This window comes from Aliikangiella litoralis, assembly GCF_052495765.1.
In genome coordinates this window covers 1,471,871-1,492,091 of sequence record NZ_CP199292.1, presented here as the reverse complement: position 1 = coordinate 1,492,091, position 20,221 = coordinate 1,471,871, and the positions used below count along the sequence as shown (strand labels likewise).

The window sequence follows — 20,221 nt, the reverse complement described above, 5'->3', positions numbered from 1 at the left end:
CCTTCCTTTAAATTAAAAATTTAATTAGTTAAAGTCAAAATATGTTTGCTTGAAACCAAATTAACAACCTAATTTGTTTTCAAAATTAAATATTGGTTAGGAGCTATTAGCTAACCCCTTCCATGGTTTGTTTAAATGTTAACTCAATGAATTCCGCTGGACGGATCATTTGTACTGTAACTTGAACAATCATATAACCATCTAGCACATCTTGACCGGTCATCGTACTTCCCAGTCCACATTGCACAGTGAAAGCATCAGATGCTGTATCCCCCATTAAGCCACCTTGAGACCACAAGCCTTGTAAAAAGGATGAAACCATTGCCGTTACTTTAACCCAAGTGTTGGCATCGTTAGCAGCAAAAACAAATGGATCAATTGCATTTTTGATAGATTGTTCGATATAGATTAAAGTTCGTCTAACTTGGATATAACGCCAGTCATTACTATTACCATCTAATGTACGTGCCCCCCAAACAACAGTTCCACGTCCGGTAAACTCTCTTATGGCATCAATAGCTTTACCGTTGATTGGCACATTAAGATCGCCTTGTTGTTCATCGGTTAATTTGAATGTCGGTTCACTAACGGAGCTTAAAGCAACATTTGCAGGGGCATTCCAAACTCCACTGTTAGTATCAACAGCCGTATAAATTCCAGCCATAGCACCACTAGGTGGTAATATGTCATTTTTTTCAACAATGACTAATAAAATATTGCTTAACAATGGCAAGGCAGCTGTCAGATTTTGATTAAGTGTATTCACCGCGTTAGGATCTGTAGCGGTATTAACTGTGGTTGGCATTGCATCGATGTATGCTTTAACTGCTATATATCTTGCAGTTCCTTCACCATCGGCAGGGACTACTCCACCATTATTTAAATTTGCGTTTTCCCAACCTAATACTTGTTGTAATGTCGGCAACCCAGCATCTGAAATATTTTGATAATTAAAATCACTAACTGGAACAACGGTTGTATTAAGAAATGGGAAATACCCCATACCGTAACTCAACCCATTGTCGCCCACATCGGTTTGGAACTGAGTAACGATTTTATCAAGATTATTTTTATCTGCATACTGAGAACCATAAACATCTAAAATAGCAACACGATCTTGTAATTCCAGGCTCTGCAATAGCATTTGGCGTGTAATACTTTGGAAATCACTTGATTCCCAAGGCGCTTCTTCACCACCAGAGCTCGCCAAAAGAACAGCATCAGGAACAACAAGCATTGTTGGGCCACTTTGATCTTTAATTGCATCTAAACCAGCTTCCAATTTAGCCTTGTCTATAGGTACACCATCAGGCGTGGCACCACTCGCCGTATAATCACCAACAGATACTATATAGCATGTGCCGCCGCCATTATCATAGAATAATCGCATACTATTAAATAAGTTAAATTGGGATGATCCTGTTTGCACTAAATTATAATATTTAAGATTTCCAGAATCCGATGGGTCACTGACTTTAAAATCAAAGGAACCTTCCTGAATTTTGACTGCATCAGTAACTTCTTCAATATCATATTTGGGTTGAAAACCAATACCAAATATTTCAGTATAATCAGCTAATGAAGTTATTTTTATCGGCTGGTTATAAACAGGCTTTCCGTTAATTTCGGCAGTTTGGGTATAACCGATAAATGCGGGTAAAGCGGTTTGTACACCCACCACCGAAGGTGGAAAGGCATCAAGCTCCGTGACGTAAACGCCCGGTGTTTTTCTAGCTACGGTAACTGGCATAATCAAATCCTCTTAGTTAGTTAAAATGCCGCTAGGCTAATCTGTAAGATAAAGCTTTTCTAAAAAACTTTAATTTTATTAAACATAAACATACAACTCTGAAAACTTTGCACTCTTAGGGTATGAATTTAAATGCGGTTCACAATTTCGTAAAAACTCTTTAGTAACGACTTGTTCAATTGAAGCTAAAGGTAAAGGGTTAGCTAAAACCGTTTCAAATTCAGCATTATATTTTCCTATCAATTTAAAATGAAAGTCAGGTATTTGTTGTAATATTAATGCTTCTTTGGATACAAACCATTGAGCCTTTTTACCATTAGTTAAGACACCTTCGTAAGGACCATTAAAATCTACAACTTGCTCCCCTTCAGATTCTATTCTTAAATTTTTCAGTTCTCCAGAACTAGGAACAAACCAGTAAACCCAGTAGGTTGAACGTTGATTAAATTGAATAGTATATTGAACAGTCGAAATTGAATTTGACTCCAAAGATACAGGATAGATACCAGTATCGGAAAAATCATCTGTTGGTTGAGTAAAAAACAAATCAACAAAACATAATGGATTTGATACAGGAGAGTTATAAATCACTTGTTGTTCAAATACTACTTCTTCACCACGTATCCATTGAATTTTATAATAGCCCTGCGGATAACATGAAAAATCAATATAAACTAATTGTCTGTCTTTACATTCGGATCCAGGATATTCCTCCAAAAATTTAATCACTTGACAACAAGTTAAATTTGACCAGCGGGTTAACTGGGTCATTGCTACTGGTATTGATTTTGGTAAACACAAGATTATTTCATCAGTAATATCTCGCACTTCAATTTTATCGGCATTGCCAAGCTTAATTCCATACTGCACAGGAACTAACTCATAATAAGGTTGTGTTGGTTGAGTTAAATACCTCTCAACATTTAAAATAACTTTTTTCTGTATTGCTGAATTATGTGCATCAACATTTGACAAGTAGAAATTTTTAACTGACGGGTTAGTATCAAAATATAATTGAGTAAAATTGATAAAAAACACATTATTTAAAGAGGCTAAAAATGATAAACGAGACCAAAAGCCTTTATTCTCATACAAACCACCATTTTCAGATTTAATAAACCGAATCAAGCTTTCTTGGGTGTTTTCATTATAAAGAACTGAGAAGCCCGTTCTATTGGGTTTAAATAATAAACCATGATTCTTCATTAATTGTAGTGTTTTTGGTGTTGGCTCAAACACAAAGTCTGGGCATTGTTTGTCATCACCATTATAAAACTCATGCGCAACAGTAACTCTTAATAATTCTTTATAATAATACTTCCTAGCTGTCAGTTGGTTATTGTCAAACTCGTATTCTGGATTATTTTTGGTAAAGACTTTATGTTCGAACTGTCGCTTGCTCATTGATGCATTCATACTTACTAAAGGACTCATAAATCTTCCTGTTCCTCATTTAATAAGCCTTCTTTAGGTTGAGCAGGATCTTGAAGCCCCTGAACTTCAGGCGTTTGCCCTTGCATTTCATCAGAAATAAATGGAATCATTCTAACTTTATATAAAACAGATGGTAAATATTTTGTCCCTGCTAAACCGAGTAGATAATTCAGATCTGTCATATCCATATTGACCATATCAAATGTTAACTTATCAATATCAGCATTAAGCCCAGGCAAGCTGGCAGGCGTAAAACTTGAGTTTTGTTGAAAAAAAGAAATAACACTGGAAATCATACTTAAACTATCTCGATAATTGCTATCAAAATAATTTGCATAAAATAATAGATGCAAATTGATATAAAGAGGTGGGGCTATTGTGACATAACGATTATTATCTGTAGGTACATTTTTATTGTATGTGCTAATAACTGTTTCATGTTGGATATTAGCTAAAAAAAGTATCACTTTATCTTTTGCTTCTTCATACAAGCGGCCATCTTGATTGACTATATTAGAAATAATGACCCAGTCATCACTACTTTGATAAACGTTACAAAAGTATTGGTTAAGCTTATTCTTGATGAGATCAAGCGTAGTTCCTATTAAATCCATTCTTACTCCTACAAAGAACCATATAATTTTATGCTTATACTAGTTTATGGCTTCTTATATCCTAAAAATCTTTTTTGCAGAAAAATTTGATTATTAACTCATCACATTAATTATTTAACTAAACAACATTAATGCCAATTATGTTTGTAAATAAACAAAATACTTTATGAAATAACTTTTTCAAATGTAGATAAATATTAGAAGAACAACGACAAAGATCCGTATCAGATTCGTATCACTTATAGTCAAAATATTGAATTTCAACTCTCAACAAACATCTTTATTTATCTAACAAGTGTACATTAACTTTATTATTGTTGATCAATCCATTTAAATATTGAGTAAAATCTCGATCAGCATCTCCTTTTTCATTTTGAATTGTTTTCAAATTTGTCCAATGGCTATTATCATTGAGCTCAAGTAATACATAATGGTTGTTATCGCCCTTTACTCTTTTTTGTAGAGAGTGCATCAATAAAGGACTCTCACCATTATCAATAAGTTCTTCAATAGAAACGTTAAAAAACTTGGCCAGGCTTTCGACGGTTCTATATAAGAGTTTTTTACCTGATTCTGCTCGTTTGATTGAAGAAATAGAAACACATAATTTTGCTTGAGCACATAAATCCGCAAGTTTATCTTGACTTAAACCCAATTTATTTCTTAATGATTTTAAATACTCAGAATTGAGTGAAACACGCCCATTAACTATTTCTTTCATTAGTATAAACAAGACATGGCTTTGTGCATTTTATCCATGACTTTCTCCTTTTTGTATTACTCTTACACCTAAATCAAATGCTCTAACTAACATTAGAAAAACAGGTAACTTATCTTTCTCTAAAGTGGACCATACTGGCTATACTATTGAATTATTTAAAATTCTCTTCTTACTTTAGAACGAAAGAAAAAGACTTACTCTTCTTCAATTAACTAAGCAACTAAAGCTTAACTTATATTCTTAACCTAATCATTTTTAAATACGATAATTATCCCCTCCTATGCTGAATTTTATTGAGTACTTTTAACAAGAGGTTCTTTATCCAAACTAAATTTTGAACATTGATAGAGTGTTAACTCAATTAAACATAGTTAATTTATGAGTTACTTGTAAAATAAAAAGTAGCTTTGTTTCTTTTTATATCACAAATGATATATTCGAAAGAGATTGCTTGAAATATAATTAGCAATCCACAAAGAAGACCGCAGAAGAAAAATGAAAACCATAGTAGCGAATCAAATGATATCGTTAGTATATTCAGAAGGTTATCCCTCAATGATAACCACCTACTGAAGTCGGTGGTTTAAGGCCAAAAATAAAAATGTACAGGCACTATTTTATATTACATTATTTTTATTACACTATTTTTTATTGAGTTTATAGCTATTAACTTTTACTGAGATACATCATCAAAAGATAGATTGTACTTTTGTAAAACCTGCTTTAATCGATGAGAATCATTAGTTGAGCGCTTATTTAACCTTGACTGGTTGAATAACTTACGACCAGCATCAGCCATCGATTTAGAATTCTGACAAACCTGACGAATACCTAACAATAAATACTGATCAAACAAGTCAATCTCATTAGCTGCCATTTCACCGAGTAATTCAATGGCATTCAATTTCGGATCACTATTAGCTGAAACACCATCACTCCAATAATCTTTTAACCTAATGATTTCCTCTTCGACTAATGATTGAGAAATTCTTCCTCCTTCAGATAAAGTAGCCATTCGAGTTACACTGGAGTTTAAGTCTCTAAAATTAGCATTCCAAAGCGCCTGAGGAGAAACAGCAAATTCAATGTATTTATCTCTAGCACCTTTATTAAAACTGACTAAATGACCTGCTTTTTTTGCAAATTTATTGAGCTCATAGTCTAAATTAGGTTCTAAATCTTCAATTCGCTCTTTTAATGAAGGTAATCGATAACTCCATAGATTTATTCTGGCAAGCAAATCTTCTCTGAAGACTCCTTCTATAACCATTTGATTTAAGTTTTTATTGGTCCCAGCAATTAATTGAAAGTCACTTTTTATTTCATTATCAGATCCCAAAGGCAAATAACTTTTTTCTTCTATTGCTCTCAATAACATGGCTTGTTCGTCCAGTCCTAACTCAGCAATTTCATCTAAAAATAATAAGCCAGAATTAGCCTCAAGTAATAATCCATTACGCGCAGTAATTGCACCTGTAAAAGCCCCTTTTTTATGTCCAAATAAAGTAGACATAGCTTTATCACCGTGTAAAGTTGCACAGTTAATGACGACAAAATTACCAGACAACAAACCTCTTTGCTTTTTTAAATCATATATCTTTTTAACAAGCTGAGTTTTACCTGCTCCAGTTGCTCCTGTTATTAATACAGGTTCCTCTGACAGAACTGAAACTTTCTCAAGCTGCTCTATCATCTTGTTAAATTCATGATTACTAGTTTGAATACCCGACTTTAAGTAATCAACGCCTTCTTTTCTTTCTTGGTGAAAGCGAGAGGCTATTTGATCATATTTAGATAAATCCAAATCAATAATCTGGTACTTACCAACAGTAGGATTTTCTTTGTTGCCAGGAGAAGTTTGAAATAATTTACCCGGCAAATAGTTAGTTTCTGTCAGTAAATATAAACAAATTTGCGCAACATGTGTTCCGGTAGTGATATGAATTAAGTACTCATGCTGATCTGTTTTAAATTGAAATTGTTGGCTAAAATCAAACAATTCACTATAAACCTGCTCGAAGTCCCAAGGATCAGTAAAGTTGACTTCGTGAAATACAACTTCTGTTTCTGGTGAGATGATTGCAATATCACCTTTCACTTGCTCAGCAAGCTTTTTATAACCTTTTTCATGTAATAGTACTAAGCAATCAACAATTAAATCTTCCTGTTGGCAAAGTGCAACATTAGGTCGCCATTTTTCCCAACGCTTAACCTGTTTTCCTCTTCTATCAAGATTAGTACCTAAAATACTGACAACAGTTAACCCCATGTTATCTTATTCCATATTTAATTATTTATTTTGATAGATTATTTCACCAGTTAAGTTTTAAGTCAAATATAAAAGTTTATTGCAAATAATATTTTTTACAATAAATTCATAGAGTTACAATTAAATTTTCAATATTATTGTAGTATTTATAAATATTGGCACAAGTTTCGCTTTATATTCACCATATGTAAAACAATTAAAAAAGATGAAGATAATGAGTACAACAGAAAATGGTTATGAAGTAATGGACACAACAGGCGTACCAATCAAATCCTGGACTAAAGGCGTTCCATTTGAAGATGAAGCTAGGCAGCAGCTCAAAAATATTGCCAATCTTCCTTTCATACATAAGTGGGTTGCAGCAATGCCTGATGTGCACTTAGGTAAAGGGGCTACAATTGGTAGTGTTGTTCCAACACTTGGAGCAGTAATTCCTGCCGCTGTAGGTGTTGATATCGGTTGTGGAATGATGGCAGTGAAAACAAGTATGTCTGCTAATACTCTCCCCGATAATTTAGCAGCTATACGTTCATCGATCGAAGCCGCTATCCCTCACGGTCGATCTGCGAATGCAAGACGAGGTAGAGATAAAGGTTCCTGGAAAAATATACCTACAGATGTTGAAAATGCGTGGAAACACTTATCAACTGAGTTTTCAATTTTGTGTGAAAAGCATTCTGTATTAAAAAACACAAATAACGTGGCACATATGGGTACACTAGGAACCGGTAATCATTTTATAGAAATTTGCCTCGATGAACTCAATCAGGTTTGGTTTATGTTACATAGTGGTTCGAGAGGCGTTGGAAATAGAATTGGTACTCATTTTATTGAAATGGCTAAAAAAGATATGCAACGTTGGCATATTAATTTACCAGACAGGGATTTAGCTTATTTAGCTGAAGGTAGCGATAATTTTAATCACTATGTTGAAGCGGTAGAATGGGCACAAAATTTTGCAAAAATTAATCGTGAAGTGATGATGCAAAGAATGATTCAAGCCGTTAAAACTAATCTGAAAATTGACTTTAGTGCTAATGTTGCAGCGGTAAACTGTCATCATAATTATATTTCCCGTGAACATCATTTTGGAAAAAATGTGATTATCACAAGAAAGGGAGCCGTTCGGGCACGAGAAGGTGAAATGGGGATTATTCCTGGCAGCATGGGAGCTAAATCTTTTATTGTTCGCGGCCTTGGAAATCAAGATAGTTTTTGTAGCTGTAGTCACGGAGCAGGCAGAGTTATGTCAAGAACCAAAGCGAAAAAGCTGGTTTCCATGGAAGAACATCTACAAGCAACAGAAGGGGTTGAGTGTAGAAAAGACAAGGATGTCATTGATGAAACACCTTCTGCTTATAAAGATATTGATAAAGTGATGGCAGCACAAAGCGATTTGGTAGAAGTCGTTCACACTTTAAAACAAGTTGTCTGTGTAAAAGGCTAATGGAGTAAATACTGAGTGGATAATAACAATATCACTATTGATGGAAGCCAAGGTGAAGGCGGTGGGCAAATTTTACGCACATCGCTGTCACTGGCAATGTGCTTAGGTAAAAACATAAAAGTCGTAAAAATTCGAGCAGGCAGAAAAAAACCAGGGTTGTTGCGACAGCACTTAACTTGCGTTAGAGCAGCTCAAACAATATGTAATGCTAAAGTTTCAGGTGATGAATTAGGCTCCGATTGCATAGAGTTTAAACCGACACAAATTCAAGGTGGAGACTATCATTTTTCTATTGGTTCAGCTGGAAGCACAAACTTAGTCTTTCAAACAATTTTACCCGCTTTACTAAAAGCCAACATTGTGTCGAATGTTCATTTCGAAGGTGGTACTCATAATCAACAAGCACCGAGTTATGAGTTTATAACAAAAAGTTTTTTAAACACACTCTCTCTAATGAACATTAATGTAAGTACTCAATTAGAGCGCTACGGCTTTTATCCTAATGGTGGAGGTCTCTGGTATTGTCAAATATCACCTACCTCAACTGTAAAACAGCTAAGTCTTTTGGAAAAAGGTCGGTTTATCAAACAAGAAGCAACAACCTATACTGCAAAAATAGCGAATCATGTTAGTCAAAGGGAACTGAAACAAGTGGCTAAAAGACTAAGTTGGGAAAAAGACACATTAAATGCCAAAACTGTTGATTCTTTTGGGCCGGGTAATTTACTCTCACTAAGCATGGAATATGAAAGCCATAGACAATTATTCGAGAGTGTTGCTAAACATTGCGTTAGAGCTGAAAGTGTTGCAGATAGTGCCATTGAACAGTTGCTTCATTATAAAAATTCGCCAGCAGCTGTTGGTGAGTACTTAGCGGATCAATTATTACTACCAATGGCTTTAAATGCCGGGGGAACCTTTATAACACATATACTTAGTGAGCATGTTAAAACAAACGTTAATGTAATCAATCAATTTATTAATTCAGCGATAAAAGTTTCAAAAACAAATAATAAGGTTTATAAAATATCGGTCAATGCTCTATGCCTTTAACGTGGTATAGGTTATTTAATAAGTAGGGTTGACAATAATAAGGAATAATATGGAACTAATATTTTTAGGAACATCTTCAGGCGTACCAACCAAAAATCGTAATGTGAGTGGGCTTGCAATAAAAATGCAAAAAAACAAGCATTGGTATTTAGTCGATTGTGGAGAAGCAACTCAACATCAAATATTACATACAAAGCTTTCTATTAAATATTTAGAAGCCATATTTATTACCCATGTACATGGAGACCATTGCTATGGTTTGCCAGGTTTACTAGCAAGCATGTCAATGGCAGGTAAAACAGAGATGCTAACAATTGTAGCCCCAAAAAACATTGAAAAAATGATATTGTGTATTAGTTCCGACTTCATCTGACACTTCAGCTTGACTAGAAGAGAGTTACCCGTTTTGATAAAGGTGTCGAATCTTTAAATCAAAACAAAAGGTAACTCTCATGCTACATACTAACAATCCAATTATTAAACACAAGGCAGGTTTATTAAACTTAGCCGAAGAACTCAATAATGTTTCAAGAGCCTGTAAAGTGATGGGCGTATCTCGAGATACATTTTATCGTTATCAAGAGTTAGTTGAAGAAGGTGGAATTGACGCCTTAATCGAAAAGACCAGACGTAAGGCCAATCCTAAAAATAGAGTTGATGAGGCGACAGAACAAGCCGTTGTTGCCTATGCCATTGAACAACCAGCCTTTGGTCAACATAGAACAAGCAATGAGCTGCGTAAACAAGGTGTCTTTGTTTCTGGCAGCGGCGTTCGTTCAATTTGGCTTCGTCATGATCTGGAAAACTTCAAAAAGCGTCTTAAAGCACTTGAGGAAAAGGTCGCTAATGACGGTATCATTTTAAGCGATGCGCAAGTTGCTGCGCTTGAAAAGAAGAAACATGATGACGAAGCTTGTGGTGAGATAGAAACCGCTCACCCAGGCTACTTAGGCTCTCAGGATACGTTTTATGTGGGTAACCTCAAAGGCGTTGGCCGAATTTATCAGCAGACCTTTATTGACACCTACAGCAAAGTTGCTTTTGCAAAGCTCTACACAACCAAAACGCCAATCACCGCCGCAGATATATTAAATGACAAAGTATTACCCTACTTTAATCAAAATGAATTGCCAATGTTGCGCATTTTAACTGACCGTGGAACTGAGTACTGTGGTCGCGTAGAGCATCATGATTATCAGCTTTACTTGGCGATCAATGATATTGACCATACCAAAACGAAAGCGATGTCACCACAAACGAACGGGATCTGCGAGCGCTTTCACAAGACGATATTGAATGAGTTTTACCAGATCACCTTTAGGAAAAAGCTGTACTCATCGATGGAAGATTTGCAAAAAGATCTGGACGTTTGGATGGAATACTATAACAATGACCGAACTCATCAAGGAAAAATGTGCTGTGGCAGAACGCCAAAAGAAACTTTACTTGATGGTAAATTGATTTGGGCTGAAAAGAATTTAGCTCAAATCTAAACTGACAGATACCGTTGGAAAAACGGGTAACTGTCAGATCAAGTCTGAGCTACTACAGATATTGACTATTATTGAGATGACTGACTTACATCTAAACTACCAGTTAAAATTTATTGATGTTGCTACTCTCAAACAAAGTATCTGTTTTGACTCAGTACAAGTAACTAGTACGGCTCTCTCTCATAGAGTTCCTTCTTATGCTTATATATTTACAGAACTCAATATAGAAAAAAAATTAAATGTCAATAAACTCAAGGAAGACCAAATACCCCAAGGACCTATTTGGGGAAAGATACAAAATAAGGAGTCTGTTCAATTAAATGATGGTACAAAAATTAATCCTGAAAATTACTTTTTAATAGCAAGAAAAACTAGAAAGGTTGTTATTTGTGGGGACAATGATAGCCTCATTTAATAGCCAATGACATTGAAGATGCGAATTTGCTAGTTCATGAGTCAACTTATACTGAAGAGATAGCTCAAAAAGTAGGCCCAGGTCCACAGCACTCAAGTGCAAAGTCCATTGCCAAATTTGCAGAGTTACATCAATTAACCAATTTAATACTAACTCATTTTAGTGCGCGTTATCAGGATGATAGCAGTCAATCTCCTTGTATCAAAGATATTGAAAATGAGGCTAGTACTTATTTTACAGGCAAGCTATTTTTAGCCAATGATTTAGATTGTTATTCACTCAACACAAAATCAGAGTTATCGAAAATCATTTAATCTAATTCAATTTAATCGAACAGCCTAAAATTGCTGAATCTTATATCCAACAATTTTAGGTTAGATAGTTTTTAATTATACATTCGCTTTTTGTCCAACCAGTGATTTTTGATACCAGTCAGACATATCATCATACATATCACCTTTTAAAATAAAATAAGGAGATTTATGATAAATTTTAATATCATGAAATGGATCTGTCAGTATTTTGGTAAACCAGACCAACCCTGATTGTATACCCATTATAAAAAATAAATGTACTGTTCTAAATAGTACAGCTCCGATGCCAATAAACAACCACATCAAAGACATATTATGAGCAAACCCCCAAGCCCCCTCTCGAACATCAAACATACCAAAAAGAGTAATATCAAAATAAAGTACGAATGGTGCTATTACCCAAATAGTTAACAAGATAATTTTACGTTTTAAATTATATCCAACCTTAACACTTTCTTTGTATTCATGACTAGCTTGGTTAACCTGATCATAAGTCTTTGGCTCAAAAAAGAAATGACCTATTTGACGCAAAACCATTGCTAACAACCAGCCAATCAAAACCGCAACAACAGGATCAATAAAAATTAAAACATAACTTGTCAAAAAGCAACTCGCACTTATTAAATGTAAAAATTGATTAACACGATTATGATGGTAAAACCGATGATCATCCCATCGTTGTTGTTGAAGCTCTTCAAAAAATTTCATGGTAACTCCGGTATAAAATTATTAATAAATCAGTTTTCAGTTAAGATTCAATCAACAAAGGTTGACCTATTTTGATTAATTCACCAGTTTTCACACTGTCACAAATATCATAGTTACCAGTAGCAAAGACAATAATAGTAGAACCATGTTGAAAGTATCCCATTTCATCTCCTTTCTTATATTGTGCATGGCACTTTATTTTATTGGGTCCTTTATATTTCAAATCTAAGTCTTGTTCCAAACAATTAAACTTCATACTAGCAACCAATATTGCAGCAACCGGAACTAAAGTGATACTACGATCTTTTTTTCCTACATTTAATTCAACAACAACTCTTTCATTTTTACAGTAAAGCTTTTCAATACACTTTAAAGCAACTGGATTAACATTCCATGTGTCTCCTGATATATAATCCAACTCTCTAATATCACAATCCGCCGGGGCATGAAAGCGATGATACATACTGGATTTCAAGCGCAAAGTCACATAGGTTCCATTACGATATTTTTCAGCTAAAGTCGAATCAATAATCAACTCATTTAATTCATAAGGAAATCCTTTAGTTTGAAATAAAGTATCCCCCTTTATCTTTCCACAAGCACCAACAATAGCATCACAAGGACTAACAACAACATGCTCACGATTATCAATCTTTCTTAAACCATCTTTAAGCTCTCTAACAAAACAGTCTTGCAAACTTTTAAACGATTGTTTTTTAGCTTCTTGCAATTTAAGATCATCAGCAAATAAAGACCATATAAATATGGAAATACGGGTTAACCTAACACTTTCAACTCTGCTATACCAACCTATAAATTGCGTTAACAACCGTCTAGGAACACGATTAGTCAATAAAAAATTAAGTCTTTCACGTGCACTAAGTTGGCGAATAGGTTTTGCTTTAACTAATGATTCATGCGACCGAACGTTTAACATCGTCATGCTCACTTGTATTATTGTTTATTTCCATTATCAACTCATCGGTTGAAACTTCTTTTGTATTATTTTCTAGCAACCCTAAATCGGACAAAAACTGTTTCATGATAGGTTCTGCTTGATAGGATTTTGCTCTTTCAATTGCACTAACAGACATTTCTTGGTTTAGAGTTTTGGTTTTAAAATATTGAATAATGCTTTCGGCCATTTGCTGATTGTCATTTACCAGATAACCATTTACTTGATGTTCAATAATATCTTTTGGTCCCTTACAATCAAATGCAACAACAGGCATTCCATGATTAAAAGCTTCAAGAATAACATTACCAAAGGTATCAAACTGAGAAGGAAAAACAAATAAATCCAAACCTAAATATAATGAAGCTAACTGTTCATGACTTTGCCAACCTAAGTAAAGAGCTTCAGGTAATTCACTTTTAAGTTCTTCTGCATCTGGCCCAGAACCGGCAATAACTATTTTTAGTTCAGGAATAGTGAGTTTTGCTTTCTTTATAATTTCAGGTAGTTCAAAAATACCTTTTTCTCTACTTAACCGACAGGCTAAAAATAAAACTGGCGTATTTTCATTGCAACCAGGAAACAATAAAGGTTTTTGTATAGGTTTAACATTATAATTACGGGGTTTCGTATGATGAGCAGTCAGAAAAACTTTATCTTCATCAAGTTGCATCTCATGCCCAGTCAACCACCCTTTATGCTCATTATTAAGTACAAAAACACCATCATACTGTTTATACAACATGCGTAATAGTCGCCTCATACGATCTCTTTCATGTCTATTTAAGTTGGTTGTATGTTTAATAAAATCAATCCAGTCTGTATGCATAAAAAAGAAACAGGGTACATTAAACATTTCTTTTAAAAATAATGAAACCAGAGTCATAGGGCCTTCAGTTGAACAAATAATTCGGTCGTAGCCGCCAGAATAGAATATTTTAACTATTTCCATTAAATCAGGCATACGTATTTTTTGCTCTCCATAATTAGGAATATTAAAGCTCGCTACAGGAGGTAATACAAACAAATGTGATTCTTCTTCTGCACTCTCATGACAAATGAGAAAATCAATTGGCAAGTCAGTTCTTTGAATTTCGGCTAACTTACCAGACAAAGAATTAGAAACCCCATTCTTATCTTTTAAAGTATCAGTAAGATACAAAGCTCTTTTTCTATGTTTATTTTTTCCTATATTTTCAGCAAATTGATTCAGGAATTCTCTATTTTGATAAAGCAACCTTGTACTAGCAAGTGTAACTCCGGTTAGAACAATTGTAATTAATACAGGAAATGATAAATTATCCAATAAATCGTTAAAATCTAAACCACTAAAGTCTTTAGGTCGTTTTCCCTTACCATATATTAGCGCTGTTACCTGACTAGGAATCTCAAACTTTCGAGTAAATTCTTCTGTAGAAAAACATTTTAGTATATTGCCATCTTTAACAAATCTAGTTTTATTAATTCGCTTAACGATCAAGTAATTCAACTGAGTAAAGAGCTCGGTAATTGACCGATTAACAGTATCAACAAATTTTTCTGGAGATTGTTTTTTACTATCAGCAATATCTTCTAAATACTTAATACAAAATTTATAATCTTTAGATATTTGCCACTGTAAAAGCTTACTCGGCTTTTTTCCTTGTAAAGCATCATGAATAAAACCAAAAAATTTCATTGTATGCTTATGCTTTTGCATTTCCAATAACAAATTGCTAATAGCAAAGCAAGAGACTTTATCCATAGTATCCCCATAGTGTAATAAGATACGTAGTAGTCCAGGATCTTTTATTTTTGAAGCTATTTGTGTAAAGTAATCAAGTAAGGCAATGTTCAATTTTTGGTTTTCCGCGACATAACCAAACGGAGACATATTGCCATTTCTAATAGCTTCTAAAGCAAGTTCAGACGCCTTACTCGTTTTAAGCCTTTCTTTCAAGTTAGGAATATAAAGCATTGAACCACAGTCACCAGCAAAAATCCCCATATGATCATCAGAGCCACCCGTTAACACTTTAGGCTTGTTTGGATCAACAGCAAACTCTTCTGGTTTTAAGCCATGTTTTTTCGCATACATTTTTATTTTATCAGACGTAAGTCCTTGCACCCAATTTAATGTTAATACACTTTGCCATAAATCACGTTGCCCATTAAGCACCTCAAAACGTTCAAACATGACAGCAAACTTTTCAAACAATTCCAGCTCTATTTTTTCATTACGCGTATAAAAATAAAGTGGATGAGGTAAAATAACAGGTATGTCGCACTGAGCTGTATAACGCAAAAAATCATATATATTGCTACGCTTTTCGTTTAGAATTATTTCTTGCTCTTGTGTAAAACCATATGTAAGTACATGTACGAATAATTCATATTCAGGAAAGTAACAAGTAAACTCAGCCGCAACTAAAACATCTTGACCTTTTTTTAACAAATTCCAACAGGAACGAGCATTATTATGATTCGTTACCGTTACTAAATCACAATCATTACTATTAAGTAATTTAACAAGTTTTTTCGTTTTCAACCACGTTTCTGGCAAACCTAAAATTCTTCCCCATAACTCATCAGGAACATCACTGTTATGATCATGACAATGAAGATCTATTTTTAAACAATCTTCACGAGGAAAACGTAAATTCTCTTGATTTAAGTACTCCTTAAACTCAGAGTCTAGTGATTGACGAAAGTCACTTGAATTTCGGGGATTAAATAAATGAATCATAATTAACCTACTTTTTCTACTGTGCTTTCAACCGTTTTAGAGTTGGTTATTGGAGTTATAAACAGCTTACTTAATATTGGAAATCGTACCCGTAAAATATCTTTTAACATCTGACGCTTAATGATTTTGTTACTGTAATTATCCGGTTGCCACCACCAATTATCTCTTTTCATTTGTTCAACAGCAGCAATAAACCTTTGGCTTATTTGATTAAACTCTTCGTCATCGATAGTAAATGACATTATCATTCTGCCTGTTCCAATCCATGCTAACTCTATTCCATTTGCTCTTAAATAAAATTGCAACATCCAATTATAGCGGCTAGGCTGCTTATACAATACCGTCAATACAGTATGCATATTAGTAATTTCAACAGGTAAATTTGCTCTATTTAACTGTTCATTGAGTTGCCTAACTCTTTCATTCCATTTCAACTCTATTGTTGAATAAAGTTGGTTGTATTCTGTTTTTTCAATACGATGTAAAAACTCATTCATAGTTCCCATAACATAGGGGTGCGAATTAAATGTGCCACGAGCAAAAGAAATATTAGCAGGCATATTATCTTTAAAGCGTTTCATTAAATGGTGACGGCCACACACAACACCAACAGGCAATCCACCACCGAGTGTTTTACCATAGGTAACCATATCGGCCTGTATATCAAAATATTCTTGAGCACCTCGATAACCTAATCTAAAGCCAGTGAATATTTCATCAAAAATTAAAACAATGCCTCGTTCGCTACATATTGCACGTACTTTTCTCAACCATGCAGCATAGCTTTTTCGGTTATATGAAACACTTCTTGTACTGGCAATAAGCGTAGCGTCACTCGAAGAATCGGAATTTGGATGAAATGCTTGTAAAGGATTGATCAAAACACAAGCAATATCATGACGAGTTTGAAGCACTTTAAGTGTGACGTTACTTAAGTCAGATAATGTATATACATCATTAATTTTTCTCTGATTACCAATACCAGGTTGAACGCCATCCCACCAACCGTGATAAGCACCGCAAAAACGTACCAAATGAGTTTTGCCTGTATGATAACGAGCCAATCTCACGGCTTGCATTACAGCTTCAGTCCCTGACATGTGAAAAGAAACTTCATCTAAACCTGAAATTATTTTTAATTTTTCAACATTCTCTTTAATCACTGGATGGTATGGGCCAAGTACAGGTCCTAACTCTTTAACTTTTAATATTCCCTGATCAAGGCAGCTTTTATAAAAATCATACCCAAATACATTAACTCCATAAGAGCCTGATAAATCATATCGCCAGTTACCATCTATGTCTTTCAACCTGATGTTGTCGCTTACCTCAACAACACTCCCTAATAACAACTCTTTACAAAGATATTCTCGATAAGGAAATGGCACACGATAAGCGCTAGTAAAAGCGACATCGGAAATGCTACTTTGTAAACCCGCTAAAAAATGAAATGTATTGCCTGATTCATCTAAGGCTTTATTTTTTAACCTTTCCAGTCCCATTTTACGACTATGAGCGATAACTTCAGGAGCCCCATCACTAGAAAAAAAACGAACTTCATTGAAAGAAAAATAAGGTACCAACTTTGCTAAGCGTCTAGACCACTTGGCATGCCCTCTCAAAGATGGGTGTTTAGCTCTGGAAAGTCGAAGCCGTACTATAACTCGGTATAAGCAGTATATTGAAATAAGAATGATGATTAATTTTATGAACAACGATGTCATGCCTTTGATACAATACTCTAGACCCAATATATCAAAGGAATGTTTAGGTTTTATGACCAAGCAGGTATAAAAAGAATAAAAAAATTATTAATGTTTTTGTAACAATAGAAACTGATATATTTTCAGCTAAGAAGCTATCTGTTAACCTTTATTTCTTCATAATATTAAAATGATTTTTAATCAATCTAAAAGGCCTTATAATATAATACATAAAAACTAATTTATCTGGCATATTAGGTAAAGTTCTGAACTCTCCAAAACCAGGCTTAATAAACCATAACAATCTAATTAACTTCTCTTTAGTTCGACTAGATAATATCATCGAACATAAATTGCTCTGGATTTTAAACTTATATCCTTTTTTATGAAGCACTTTAAGAGACACTGACACTAACAGCTTTGTTATCACACTTTGTCTATACAACTCCTTTATTTGAAAAGGACAATCTACTTTATAAACTATGTGTGCTAACATCCAACTAATGGTTAATGCCCTTTCTTCCCCTAGAGATTTAGCTTTTTCAATAAGTCTATTAATTTTTTCCGGTCGATCTTTATATTCTTTTTCTAAATAGAGAGTCACATCAACCAGCCATTTTAAACGATGATAAAGTGAATGCGTTCCGTGCCAACATAAGTAAACTATCTCTTCATCGTTAACAAAAATTTGCTCTTCGTTATGACTTAAGTAATAACGAGTAACCTTTTTAGACAAACAACTAGGGTAAGAGCACAATCTAAAGTGCAACTCTATAATAACACCACTAGAGTTTGTAAAAACAACATCTTTATATTTTTTAAAATATATATTCTTTTCACTAATAGAAAGCATTTCAAAACTCTTACAATGGAAGCCTAAATCACCAAGTAGTTTTATTGCACAATTCAAATCACGTTCAAAAACAAGTACATCGATATCTTTTGAGTAGCGCTTAGCCATATCACCAAATAAGAGTCGAGCTAAAGGCATTCCTTTGATAGCTCTAATAGTAATATTATTTTCCTTGAATAACTTCACTACCTCAGCATACACTTGAAACTGAGCAAATGAATGTTTAATACAGACTTGATATTGACGTTTTAAATATAGAAGAAAAAACTCTGGAAATTTATGAGAAAAATATTTTTCAACATTCAAATAAACACAAGGCCATACTCGATGATATTTCACATAACCTTTCAACTTATTAAAGTCGACTTGTTCAATTAACTGTTCAGACTGCTCAACTTGCTTTAAAGACAAATTCGGCAATGCCAAAATAGCTACAAGTTGTAATTCAGAAGAAACAGGTAATCTCATAATTAACTCTTTTTTACTTATCCATACTGTTCATCAATCATTATTCATGCAAAAACCTATATGTATGAATTAATCGACAAAACAATCTACCAGCAGACTTTATCAACATCAATCAACTCGACATAGTATGTAAGTCATTGAACTGTTGAGGCTTAACCAAAGTTTTAATATTGGCTAATTGTTTACTTCTATTTCCATACCACAGCACACAAGCAAGCACAAAAAACAAACTAACAAAATAAAACAAAAACAATTTAATTTTTGGTAACTTAAGAGTTTGTTCAACTGGAGCAATCACCGGGGTAATTACTTTAAATGATGGCCTATAAACAGGATCATTAAGCAAATAAAATGATTGAATTTCAGAGAGCTGATTATTCAGTATATTTTTGAAGTTAACATTATTTTCTTTTTTAACTAACGCTTCAAGACTTCTAATTTGTTTATCTATATCAAACTTATTTCTTTGAGCTATAAAATAATTAGCGTGTTCAATAAAACTTTTTAATAATCTAGCACCTTCTTTTGAGTCCTTCCAAGTCAAACTAACATTAAGAAGACCTGTTAACTTATCTGGTTTAACTTTAATTTTTTTAGATAATTTTTTAACTGCAAAAAAATCCTTTGGCTCCCTATTCTCTCTCTCTGCCTCTTCGCCTATATCACCTGAAAATAAGCGAATGATTATTTTAAGCACACTATCTTCTCTTTTTTTCCATGACTGATTATCTTGATCCCAACGCTTTGGATATAAAATAGGTTTCAGCTGGTAGGTTTGTATGAAACTATCAAAAAAATCATAAGACTCTATGAGGGCAAGCCTTTGCTGGAAACTGAGGTTAGTACTATATTGCTCTAAGCGCATGTTAGCTCTTACCATTTTTTTATAATTCCGTTGTAGTCCTTTCAAAGCCCCTCGTTTGAGTTGTGGTGAAAATACTTTGCTGGTAACCAACTTAGCTTCGATAAGATAATTATCTTGTAAGTTAACTAACATCACAAGCAATAGGCACATAACAACTGGAACAAAAGCAATTAATATGGCTTCTCTTCTCGAAAAGGTAATCCTTAGCCTTCCTATTTTCATAAATACATAACTTAGTATAATTTATTGTTTTAGTTGAAAATTCATACAATAAAAAGATAGGAGATAAAACTTATTCTGTAAAGTTAACGAATGTTTACTTACCTAAAAATCTCAGATTGAAATTTACAATATTGTTTTTTAGAACAATACATTTCAAATAAAGTGTGCATATTAACAATTTTATATTGTATACAATCAAAAGATAATTCTGT

General features: G+C 33.8%; 17 protein-coding genes. 6 read left to right on the top strand and 11 right to left on the bottom strand.

Annotated elements, in window-relative coordinates:
* Positions 1–106 precede the first annotated feature (106 nt).
* The 5 genes from ACT5E3_RS06255 to rtcR form a co-directional block, all read right to left on the bottom strand.
* The gene (locus tag ACT5E3_RS06255) at positions 107–1,750 is read right to left on the bottom strand and encodes a phage tail sheath family protein (protein ID WP_444997446.1); all 1,644 of its coding nucleotides are present in this window, start codon (positions 1,748–1,750) and stop codon (positions 107–109) included.
* Positions 1,751–1,828: 78 nt separating this feature from the next.
* Positions 1,829–3,184, bottom strand: a complete 1,356-nt coding sequence (locus ACT5E3_RS06250; RefSeq protein WP_444997445.1) for a hypothetical protein — start codon at positions 3,182–3,184, stop codon at positions 1,829–1,831.
* Positions 3,181–3,798, bottom strand: coding sequence for a DUF4255 domain-containing protein (locus ACT5E3_RS06245; RefSeq protein WP_444997444.1), 618 nt, complete (start codon positions 3,796–3,798; stop codon positions 3,181–3,183). Before ACT5E3_RS06245 ends, ACT5E3_RS06250 begins: the two co-directional genes overlap by 4 nt.
* 280 nt (positions 3,799–4,078) lie before the next feature.
* On the bottom strand, positions 4,079–4,519 hold the full coding sequence (locus ACT5E3_RS06240) for a helix-turn-helix domain-containing protein (protein WP_444997443.1): 441 nt from the start codon (positions 4,517–4,519) through the stop codon (positions 4,079–4,081).
* Between the two features lie 673 nt (positions 4,520–5,192).
* The gene (gene rtcR, locus ACT5E3_RS06235; RefSeq protein WP_444997442.1) at positions 5,193–6,788 is read right to left on the bottom strand and encodes an RNA repair transcriptional activator RtcR; all 1,596 of its coding nucleotides are present in this window, start codon (positions 6,786–6,788) and stop codon (positions 5,193–5,195) included.
* A gap of 214 nt (positions 6,789–7,002) precedes the next feature.
* Between rtcR and ACT5E3_RS06230 the strand changes: the two genes are divergently transcribed.
* The 6 genes from ACT5E3_RS06230 to ACT5E3_RS06205 all read left to right on the top strand — a co-directional run bounded on the left by ACT5E3_RS06230 (position 7,003) and on the right by ACT5E3_RS06205 (position 11,510).
* Positions 7,003–8,235 carry an RtcB family protein gene (locus tag ACT5E3_RS06230; protein ID WP_444997441.1) on the top strand — a complete coding sequence of 411 codons (1,233 nt, stop codon included), beginning with the start codon at positions 7,003–7,005 and terminating at the stop codon, positions 8,233–8,235.
* Positions 8,236–8,250: 15 nt separating this feature from the next.
* Positions 8,251–9,288 (top strand): RNA 3'-terminal phosphate cyclase, encoded by a 1,038-nt coding sequence (rtcA, locus tag ACT5E3_RS06225; protein ID WP_444997440.1) that lies wholly within the window; start codon positions 8,251–8,253, stop codon positions 9,286–9,288.
* Between the two features lie 49 nt (positions 9,289–9,337).
* Complete coding sequence (locus ACT5E3_RS06220; RefSeq protein ID WP_444997439.1) at positions 9,338–9,661, top strand: MBL fold metallo-hydrolase; 324 nt, start codon at positions 9,338–9,340, stop codon at positions 9,659–9,661.
* Between the two features lie 79 nt (positions 9,662–9,740).
* Entirely contained in the window at positions 9,741–10,781 is a 1,041-nt protein-coding gene (locus tag ACT5E3_RS06215) for an IS481 family transposase (RefSeq protein WP_444993903.1), read from the top strand.
* 76 nt (positions 10,782–10,857) lie between these two features.
* Positions 10,858–11,196, top strand: coding sequence for a hypothetical protein (locus ACT5E3_RS06210; protein WP_444997438.1), 339 nt, complete (start codon positions 10,858–10,860; stop codon positions 11,194–11,196).
* A gap of 26 nt (positions 11,197–11,222) precedes the next feature.
* Positions 11,223–11,510, top strand: a complete 288-nt coding sequence (locus ACT5E3_RS06205; protein ID WP_444997437.1) for a hypothetical protein — start codon at positions 11,223–11,225, stop codon at positions 11,508–11,510.
* Positions 11,511–11,585: 75 nt separating this feature from the next.
* On the opposite strand, the gene ACT5E3_RS06200 is transcribed toward ACT5E3_RS06205, so the two are convergent.
* From ACT5E3_RS06200 to ACT5E3_RS06175, 6 genes are all read right to left on the bottom strand, one after another.
* Positions 11,586–12,218: an Mpo1-like protein gene (locus ACT5E3_RS06200; RefSeq protein ID WP_444997436.1), complete on the bottom strand. Its 633-nt coding sequence runs from the start codon at positions 12,216–12,218 to the stop codon at positions 11,586–11,588.
* Positions 12,219–12,258: 40 nt separating this feature from the next.
* On the bottom strand, positions 12,259–13,155 hold the full coding sequence (gene asd / locus ACT5E3_RS06195) for an archaetidylserine decarboxylase (RefSeq protein WP_444997435.1): 897 nt from the start codon (positions 13,153–13,155) through the stop codon (positions 12,259–12,261).
* On the bottom strand, positions 13,133–15,898 hold the full coding sequence (locus tag ACT5E3_RS06190) for a glycosyltransferase (RefSeq protein WP_444997434.1): 2,766 nt from the start codon (positions 15,896–15,898) through the stop codon (positions 13,133–13,135). The genes asd and ACT5E3_RS06190 overlap by 23 nt, the downstream gene beginning before the upstream one ends.
* Before the next feature lie 2 nt (positions 15,899–15,900).
* Positions 15,901–17,613 carry an aminotransferase class III-fold pyridoxal phosphate-dependent enzyme gene (locus ACT5E3_RS06185; protein WP_444997433.1) on the bottom strand — a complete coding sequence of 571 codons (1,713 nt, stop codon included), beginning with the start codon at positions 17,611–17,613 and terminating at the stop codon, positions 15,901–15,903.
* Between the two features lie 157 nt (positions 17,614–17,770).
* Entirely contained in the window at positions 17,771–18,922 is a 1,152-nt protein-coding gene (locus ACT5E3_RS06180; protein ID WP_444997432.1) for a nucleotidyltransferase family protein, read from the bottom strand.
* 112 nt (positions 18,923–19,034) lie between these two features.
* Positions 19,035–20,009 (bottom strand): hypothetical protein, encoded by a 975-nt coding sequence (locus ACT5E3_RS06175; RefSeq protein WP_444997431.1) that lies wholly within the window; start codon positions 20,007–20,009, stop codon positions 19,035–19,037.
* Positions 20,010–20,221 lie beyond the last annotated feature (212 nt).

Coding starts and splice junctions, on each gene's coding strand:
- ACT5E3_RS06255 (WP_444997446.1), bottom strand. CDS start 1,750: ATGCCAGTTACCGTAGCTAGAAAAACACCGGGCGTTTACGTCACGGAG.
- ACT5E3_RS06250 (WP_444997445.1), bottom strand. CDS start 3,184: ATGAGTCCTTTAGTAAGTATGAATGCATCAATGAGCAAGCGACAGTTC.
- ACT5E3_RS06245 (WP_444997444.1), bottom strand. CDS start 3,798: ATGGATTTAATAGGAACTACGCTTGATCTCATCAAGAATAAGCTTAAC.
- ACT5E3_RS06240 (WP_444997443.1), bottom strand. CDS start 4,519: ATGAAAGAAATAGTTAATGGGCGTGTTTCACTCAATTCTGAGTATTTA.
- rtcR (WP_444997442.1), bottom strand. CDS start 6,788: ATGGGGTTAACTGTTGTCAGTATTTTAGGTACTAATCTTGATAGAAGA.
- ACT5E3_RS06230 (WP_444997441.1), top strand. CDS start 7,003: ATGAGTACAACAGAAAATGGTTATGAAGTAATGGACACAACAGGCGTA.
- ACT5E3_RS06220 (WP_444997439.1), top strand. CDS start 9,338: ATGGAACTAATATTTTTAGGAACATCTTCAGGCGTACCAACCAAAAAT.
- ACT5E3_RS06215 (WP_444993903.1), top strand. CDS start 9,741: ATGCTACATACTAACAATCCAATTATTAAACACAAGGCAGGTTTATTA.
- ACT5E3_RS06210 (WP_444997438.1), top strand. CDS start 10,858: ATGACTGACTTACATCTAAACTACCAGTTAAAATTTATTGATGTTGCT.
- ACT5E3_RS06200 (WP_444997436.1), bottom strand. CDS start 12,218: ATGAAATTTTTTGAAGAGCTTCAACAACAACGATGGGATGATCATCGG.
- asd (WP_444997435.1), bottom strand. CDS start 13,155: ATGTTAAACGTTCGGTCGCATGAATCATTAGTTAAAGCAAAACCTATT.
- ACT5E3_RS06190 (WP_444997434.1), bottom strand. CDS start 15,898: ATGATTCATTTATTTAATCCCCGAAATTCAAGTGACTTTCGTCAATCA.
- ACT5E3_RS06180 (WP_444997432.1), bottom strand. CDS start 18,922: ATGAGATTACCTGTTTCTTCTGAATTACAACTTGTAGCTATTTTGGCA.
- ACT5E3_RS06175 (WP_444997431.1), bottom strand. CDS start 20,009: ATGAAAATAGGAAGGCTAAGGATTACCTTTTCGAGAAGAGAAGCCATA.